Origin of the sequence: Bacillus sp. AFS029637, assembly GCF_002584985.1 — a bacterium.
In the GTDB taxonomy this organism is placed as follows: domain Bacteria; phylum Bacillota; class Bacilli; order Bacillales; family Bacillaceae_G; genus Bacillus_A.
Genome location: NZ_NUPZ01000063.1, coordinates 1 through 6604 on the forward strand (window position 1 = coordinate 1; position 6604 = coordinate 6604).

The window sequence follows — 6604 nt, forward strand, 5'->3', positions numbered from 1 at the left end:
AAAAAGAAAAATAGTTTTTTTCAGTTTTTAATTAAATAGTTTTGAAAACCCTTCCTCCATTTATTAACAAAAAGTTACAAATTAGGGAATCAGCATTGCTTGGGACACTTAGGGGATCTTTTGAAGCTGGAAAAAGCTGATTGAAATTCGATGCACCATTTGGTTCTAGTGTAGGTTTATGGGGATTTGGTTTAGAAGTTAGTGCTAAGGGATAAAGGAGATAATTAGTATGAATAAAAAAGTGAAAAATTTCAAATATCTTATGATTATATTAGCTTGTATTGCAATTTTTGGTACGATTTTACCTAATGCATTGGATCCAACTGAAACATTAGCAGGTAACATTTCAGTTGCAGTTTTTGGTACAATTGGTACTTGTTTGTTATTTTCTATCACTTATTTCATTATAAAAAAGGCTATTTTAAGAAGTGGAAACTAAGATGGGACAAAATTTAGAGTTAGAATTACTTCCAATAGGTTCTGTTGTTATTTTCCTCATGGTAATATTCCTTTGGAGTATAATTTCTTTTGAATCATGAAGATATTTCTAGTGTTTTACATCTTGGTTTTTGAAACAGAATTAGAGTTTCAAAAATTATTTAAAAAAGAAGTTGAAGAAAAACGGTGATCCTTTTAAACTGTTAGTGTTTTTGAAATAGTTAATGGATGAATGTTAATACATATATTTAAAGGAAGGGGACTCTCTATGAAATTGCTTCGTTCATTTCTCATTTTCACTCTTGTTGTATTGTTAAGCGCATGTAATACAGCAACAAAAGTCACAAAGGTTCAAAAAAATGGCGAAACGACTTTAACAATTGGTTCTTTGCAGGGGTATTACGATGTACAAACGCTTAAAGCTGAAAAAGGAAATGTGGAAATTCCTTATGAGGCAGCAGTTGAAGAAGGTACGATTTTATTGCAAGTCACAAAGGACGATAAGGTCATTTATGAAGAAGAAGTCACTTCTCAAAAAGAAGGTTTGCTTTCTTTTGAAGCGCCAAAACCCGGATCATATGATTTAATTGTACGTGTGAAGGGTGAAGAAGAGAAAGCAAAAGGAATTCAAATACATACAAAGCTATAAAAAATAGCAATTGGGCTTTACCCGTTTGCCAATTCTATTTCTAGTTGGTTTTGGTAATACATGCTTATTAACTTTAAGAAGTAAACGTAAAGTAGCTCCAAAATATACAATAAAAATTGATTTTGGAGCTACTTTCACTTTTGGTGATTCGATTCTTAATAAAACATTTAATAAATTTTATAATAATTTAATTCTAATCATTAAAAATTCTACTTTTTCTTACTTTAATAGTTTCTAAAATATAAATAAGAATACCTAAACCAAATATCTTTTCAGCATTAGAAATATTATTACCTAATTTAATAATAGGTACATTTAATCCGAATTTTTCACTCCATTCTAAAGGCATATATCCTTTTTTACAGTTTATTAATATACGATCATCTATTGTACGAAAAGATGTTTCAAAAAAATCAAATTCCACTTCTATCTCAGAAATTTTTATCTCTTTTTCATTCATCAAAGAACCACGTACCATTCCAAATCCTTGTATCATATTTTCTTTAAACATACCTACACAATTATAATTCGAATCATAAATAGCCCAATCATAATTTTCAACTTCACTATGAAAGTATGCAAGAATTTCTCCATCACGTGCTTCCAATCCAACAACGTGATTATTTTTTAAAGAAGATACTGTCATCATATCAGTTGAAATTAGCTTTGTTCCTGCTACATAAGCTCCATCAGGAGTATATAATCCAAAATGTTTATTACCTTCTGGTAATTCTAATAATACAAAAGTATTAGTATCCCAAAGTGTTATACTATTTTTAACAATATTTTTTTCTAATAACCTCCCTTTTCTTAATTGCAAAAAACCAATTCCTAAAAAAACAAACGAAACTATAATAATAAAAATAACCTGTCCCCAATTAATATGTCCCCACTTTTCATATACAGCACATAGTGCCAAAATAAAAAAACCAATTCCAATAAAAAATTTAAACTTCCCTTTCTTTTTATAATACTCAAATAATTCCACATAAACACCTCTATCAGTTGGTCTTAATATTTCAATTACCTTTCAAATAGGGGGCACATTACCGAAAGTGAAAAATTGTACGCTAAGGGTGTAAAAACCTATTATAGCAGGTTTTATAGAGCATATAAGTCTATGTTGATGCTACCCCTTATTATAGTTGTTTTATAAGTTTAGTGGTGAATTTTTTATTGTGAATAGAAGGGAGAATGATGTTGGGAATTTTTAAAAATACAATTTTATTTGTTTTATGTTTAGTAGTTCTTAGTGGTTGTTTTACAAGAGAAGGAACTATCGTTGGTGGTAAAGTTCATGGTGCTTCAGATGGTGTGTCTGGGAAGTATAAAAGATTTACTGGCTCTGCGACTCAAGATATGAAAGTTAAAAAAGGTGAGAATCGGATATTTTCTTTTGACGATAAAACTAAACAAGGAACTATAATTGCTTATGTTTTGGATTCAAATGATAATACAATATTAGAGCTTAATAGTGGAAAAGGCGAAAATAATATTAAAGTACCTAAGGATGATACATATAAGGTTGAAATTAAAACGGAAGAACATGATGGAGAATTTCAAATATCATGGAAAAAAGAAAAATAGTTTTTTGGTGGTGTAATAGTAAAAGAGGAAGTAGGGTTAGGTACATTCGGTTTTAAAGCAAAGCTTGGAGCTGAAACTGGGGCTACTTTGGGGAAGAGTTTGGTCTTGGAGGGTTTATTAAATTTGAAAAACCAAAGAAGGAGGAAAGCTGATATGCAAGCATTTAAAGTTGGAAAATTAGTCACATTCTTTGCAATTATAATACTTCTTGTAGTTGCTATTTTATCTCCTTACAACTTATTTAAAAAGATTTATTTTATTATTGGTGTTCTTATTATTGGCGCAATTTCACTTGGCACAAATAAATTCTTTGAACTGGTGCACAGTAAATTTAATAAGAAATGATATTACTTATGTGATAGGGGAATTCAAAATATGAATAAATCATTAAGGATTATTACCATTGTTGGGGTACTTATTCCCCTTGTAGTAATATGGAATTTGCCTGAAGTTCCTTCAAAAGAAAAATCCTTTTTACAGTTATTCAATTATCTATTGGATTTGCTTCTATAATCATTTTAGAATTTATATTCAGATACAAAAGGAAAAAGGAGAGCAAATAAATGAAATTATTACCTATTGGATCAGTTGTTAAACTAGAATGTGTAAAATGGGATGTTGATTTAGATGGTGATGGTGAAGATGAAGATGATAGTATTAAAGATATGGTGAAAACGGGTGCGAAAAAGCTTGGTCAACAGTAGCGGGGTGGTTTAATTAACATGAAAAAAAATACAGATTTTAATAAAAAAGTTTTTGAATATTATATGGCTCTTTATGCTGTAAATGATATAAGATCGACTATAATTACTCTTGTGATTGGGATAGCAGATATATTTGTGCTTTTGCCTGCTTTTGCGAATCCTGTTCAACCGATATATATGTACATAATAGTTCCACCAGTTGCTTTTTTAAATGTATGGGCAATATGGATTGTTATAAATCCTAGGAAGCGGCAATTACAATATACTTTATTTCGTGGGGTATTTGGCATCGTATGTTCAGTAGGATTATTAGTTATAACCCAAAAGTTTGCATATGGAATGTTAGGATTACAAACTCCAATTTATTTTGTTTTTTCGGTTGGTTTGTATATTTTTGCTTTGAATTATTATTATAAAAATAATATAAAAAAACTTCAGGAACCAATCAAAAAATCAAAGTCATCGAAAAAAAACTCTGGTTTCGGAGTAGTGGCTTTTATAGGATTGGGTCAACTCGTTGCTAATATCAGCCTTGGTTTTGCAACACAAAAGATGGTAGCAATTGTATTAATGTGTGTATACTCCATGCTTTCGTTTATTTTGTTTCATTTCATTATGGAACTCCATAGGTATTATTATTTAAGGAAGCATATAGAATATGGAGGTAGAACACATGAAACCTTTTAAAGAGTCTGCATTAAATTTTAAGTATATAATCGCGGTTCTCTTATAGTCAGTAAAGACTATGGAAAAGGGAGAAGCAACATCATGAATATAGAATTACATTTAGATAAAGGAAGGATGGGGGAATAGGATTAAGTTTTGAGACTACCTTTTGGTGGTCTTTTTTGCATAAAATCTTGTAAAGCAAGTAAAAGTAGAATATTTAATGATTAGAATTGAATATTCATATTCTAATATTCAATAGAAAGATAAAACGTTTAAAAGTTCAGAATAATACACTATAATACGTTTGGTGAAATTAACCAATATATATTTTGCTCATTATGTATGAAAGGTGAAATTATAATAGGCGGGTATGGTTATAGATTCCGCGCAGGTGAAGAATCAGGGTTTTCCACAACCTCACCTAACGGTTATGGCGGGGTGGGGGGCATTTTAGTTTGAGAAGGAAGCGAGATAATAGAATGCAAAAATTTTCAAAAATAGTTATATGTGTTGGTGCGTTAATAATGATTATATTGGGCGTGATTGTACATGATACATGGAAGGATAGGATTTATTTTTCTTTAGCTGTACTTTTTGTTACCGTACTTTCTTTACTATGGAATATAGTTGCTCATAATATTATGGATAAATTTAGAAAAGAGAATAAATAGCTATGAAACTTTTACCGATTGGAACAGTAGTGGGGTGGTTTAATTAATATGAAAAAAAATACAGATTTTAATAAGAAAGCTTTTGCACATTATATGGCACTTTATCCTGTAAATGAAATAAGGGTCCAAGTAATTGTCCTTGTCCTTTTGGGGGCAGATGTGTTTGTTCTTTTGCCTGCTTTTGCGAATCCTTTTCGATTACTCTATGTATATATAGTAACTCCTCCAGTTATTTTTTTAAATTTGTGGGCGATATGGATTGCTATCAATCCTCGGAAACGACAATTACAATACACTCTATTTCGTGGGGTATTTGGCACCATATGTTCAGTCGGATTATTGGTTATAACTCAAAAATATGCTTATGAAGTGTTACAATTGCAAACTCCCATCTATTTTATTCTTTCATTTGGTTTGTATGGTTTTGCTTTGTATCTTTTTTATAAAAATCATATTGAAAAACTTCAGGAACCAAGAAAAAAATCAAAATCATCGAAAGGAACTGGTGGTGTAAAAGTAGCAGCTGTTGCAGCGGGATCGGGGCAGTTAATTGCTAATATAATTCTTAGCATTGCAACGCAACAGATGGGTGCGATTGTATTTATGTGTGCATGCACAGTGTTTTCGTTTGCTTTGTTTTATATGATTATAGAACTCCATAAGTATTATTATTTACGGAAGCATATAGAAGATGGAGGGAAAATACGTATAGGCTTTTAAATGGAAAAAAAGAGCAGCTTCTCTAATGGTGATGAGCTTTCAACAAAGGCTATAGCTGGGAAATTGGATGTGAATATACCCTATGATTGGAAGAGTTTAAAAGAAGATGTATTTGTTAGTAAAGTTATTGGCGTAAAAGGGGCAGCAGGTATTTGAGATAACTCATATAAATTTAAATCCACAATTCCTTTAATGACACCTTTAGGTATCATACAATTAAAAGATAGAGAGGTTACAGTTACTCAAAAAAATTTCTCAGGAGAAGTTATAGCGGGTATTGACGATTACTCCTTAAAAGCAGGATCGGAAGCTTCTACACTTAAGTATGAAGTAGAAGTAAGTATGCTACATTTTTCAGATTAGTTTCCAATTTTTGGAGGTGTAGACCTGGAAATTAAAGGTGATTTGGGATTAGGCGCAATAGGTTTGAAAGGTAGCGTTGGAAAAGAAACTGGTATAACAGTTCCTGCTTTAGAGGGTTTTACTGTGGGAAGTAGTTTAAAATTTGAAAAACCTGAGGAGAAAAAATGATATGAAAACTCCATCGTATAAACCATTATATATTTTAGTTTATGTCGTAATATCTGTATCTATTATAGGATTAATGATTACTCCATCCAACAATTTGTGGGAAAAATTGTTAGGAACTATCGTTCTCATTCTTTTGGGTGTAGGTTTAATATGTTTTTTAAAATTCGGACGGTGGGCGCAAGAGAAATTTTATGATAAATTTACAAAAAAACGGGATTAATATAAGACTGGAGTAATTTAAAACATGAGAGCAACCTTTGATGATATATGGTAGAAAATAGGAAAATTCAAAAACTAAGGAAACTTGGGATTATGTGGCTTGTTATTATCCTATTGGAAATGTTTTAACTGAATATAATATGTTTTTAAACCATGAATACATATCAGAAGTTATTTTTACTGGTTACATAAATGAGGATGAAATTAAGTTGCGTGAAGATTTGAAATAATAATTCGGAATTTATAACTATAATAAAATATATATATCTTAATGGATATAATTTTTTATTATAGTTATTTTTATAAGTTTAATGGTGAAAATTTTATTGGGAATAGAAGGGGTAATGATGGTAAAAATTTTTAAAAATACAATTTTATTTGTTTTGTGTTTAATAATTCTTAGTGGTTGTTTTACA

12 protein-coding genes and 3 pseudogenes are annotated in these 6604 nt (G+C 30.3%); 14 read left to right on the top strand and 1 reads right to left on the bottom strand.

What is annotated here, in order from left to right; translation table 11 throughout:
- Positions 1 to 229 precede the first annotated feature (229 nt).
- From COE49_RS26665 to COE49_RS26670, 3 genes and pseudogenes are all read left to right on the top strand, one after another.
- The gene (locus COE49_RS26665; RefSeq protein WP_088233362.1) at positions 230 to 439 is read left to right on the top strand and encodes a hypothetical protein; all 210 of its coding nucleotides are present in this window, start codon (positions 230 to 232) and stop codon (positions 437 to 439) included.
- Between the two features lies 1 nt (position 440).
- Positions 441 to 628 (top strand): annotated as a pseudogene (locus COE49_RS27450) (hypothetical protein).
- A gap of 78 nt (positions 629 to 706) precedes the next feature.
- Positions 707 to 1087: a BA_1872 family lipoprotein gene (locus tag COE49_RS26670; RefSeq protein WP_000771852.1), complete on the top strand. Its 381-nt coding sequence runs from the start codon at positions 707 to 709 to the stop codon at positions 1085 to 1087.
- Between the two features lie 193 nt (positions 1088 to 1280).
- On the opposite strand, the gene COE49_RS26680 is transcribed toward COE49_RS26670, so the two are convergent.
- Positions 1281 to 2075, bottom strand: a complete 795-nt coding sequence (locus tag COE49_RS26680; protein WP_098946161.1) for an ABC transporter ATP-binding protein — start codon at positions 2073 to 2075, stop codon at positions 1281 to 1283.
- 209 nt (positions 2076 to 2284) lie between these two features.
- Between COE49_RS26680 and COE49_RS26685 the strand changes: the two genes are divergently transcribed.
- The 11 genes and pseudogenes from COE49_RS26685 to COE49_RS26720 all read left to right on the top strand — a co-directional run bounded on the left by COE49_RS26685 (position 2285) and on the right by COE49_RS26720 (position 6418).
- Entirely contained in the window at positions 2285 to 2674 is a 390-nt protein-coding gene (locus tag COE49_RS26685; protein ID WP_098841427.1) for a hypothetical protein, read from the top strand.
- 153 nt (positions 2675 to 2827) lie between these two features.
- Positions 2828 to 3019, top strand: coding sequence for a hypothetical protein (locus COE49_RS26690; protein WP_098841428.1), 192 nt, complete (start codon positions 2828 to 2830; stop codon positions 3017 to 3019).
- A 30-nt stretch (positions 3020 to 3049) separates the two neighbouring features.
- Positions 3050 to 3187, top strand: coding sequence for a hypothetical protein (locus COE49_RS26695; protein WP_255294760.1), 138 nt, complete (start codon positions 3050 to 3052; stop codon positions 3185 to 3187).
- A gap of 50 nt (positions 3188 to 3237) precedes the next feature.
- Positions 3238 to 3378, top strand: coding sequence for a hypothetical protein (locus tag COE49_RS27770; RefSeq protein WP_176550887.1), 141 nt, complete (start codon positions 3238 to 3240; stop codon positions 3376 to 3378).
- 18 nt (positions 3379 to 3396) lie between these two features.
- On the top strand, positions 3397 to 4065 hold the full coding sequence (locus COE49_RS26700; protein ID WP_098841429.1) for a hypothetical protein: 669 nt from the start codon (positions 3397 to 3399) through the stop codon (positions 4063 to 4065).
- 119 nt (positions 4066 to 4184) lie between these two features.
- Positions 4185 to 4275: pseudogene (locus COE49_RS28555) on the top strand (ornithine cyclodeaminase); the annotation flags it as partial.
- A 227-nt stretch (positions 4276 to 4502) separates the two neighbouring features.
- Positions 4503 to 4718, top strand: a complete 216-nt coding sequence (locus COE49_RS26705; protein WP_098841430.1) for a hypothetical protein — start codon at positions 4503 to 4505, stop codon at positions 4716 to 4718.
- 48 nt (positions 4719 to 4766) lie between these two features.
- A complete protein-coding gene (locus tag COE49_RS26710) occupies positions 4767 to 5438 on the top strand; it encodes a hypothetical protein (RefSeq protein WP_098946162.1) in 672 nt (223 codons plus the stop codon).
- On the top strand, positions 5439 to 5594 hold the full coding sequence (locus COE49_RS27775; protein ID WP_000412691.1) for a hypothetical protein: 156 nt from the start codon (positions 5439 to 5441) through the stop codon (positions 5592 to 5594).
- 376 nt (positions 5595 to 5970) lie between these two features.
- Positions 5971 to 6189 (top strand): hypothetical protein, encoded by a 219-nt coding sequence (locus tag COE49_RS28220; protein WP_000856862.1) that lies wholly within the window; start codon positions 5971 to 5973, stop codon positions 6187 to 6189.
- A gap of 37 nt (positions 6190 to 6226) precedes the next feature.
- Positions 6227 to 6418: pseudogene (locus COE49_RS26720) on the top strand (DUF4176 domain-containing protein).
- Positions 6419 to 6604: the final 186 nt, after the last annotated feature.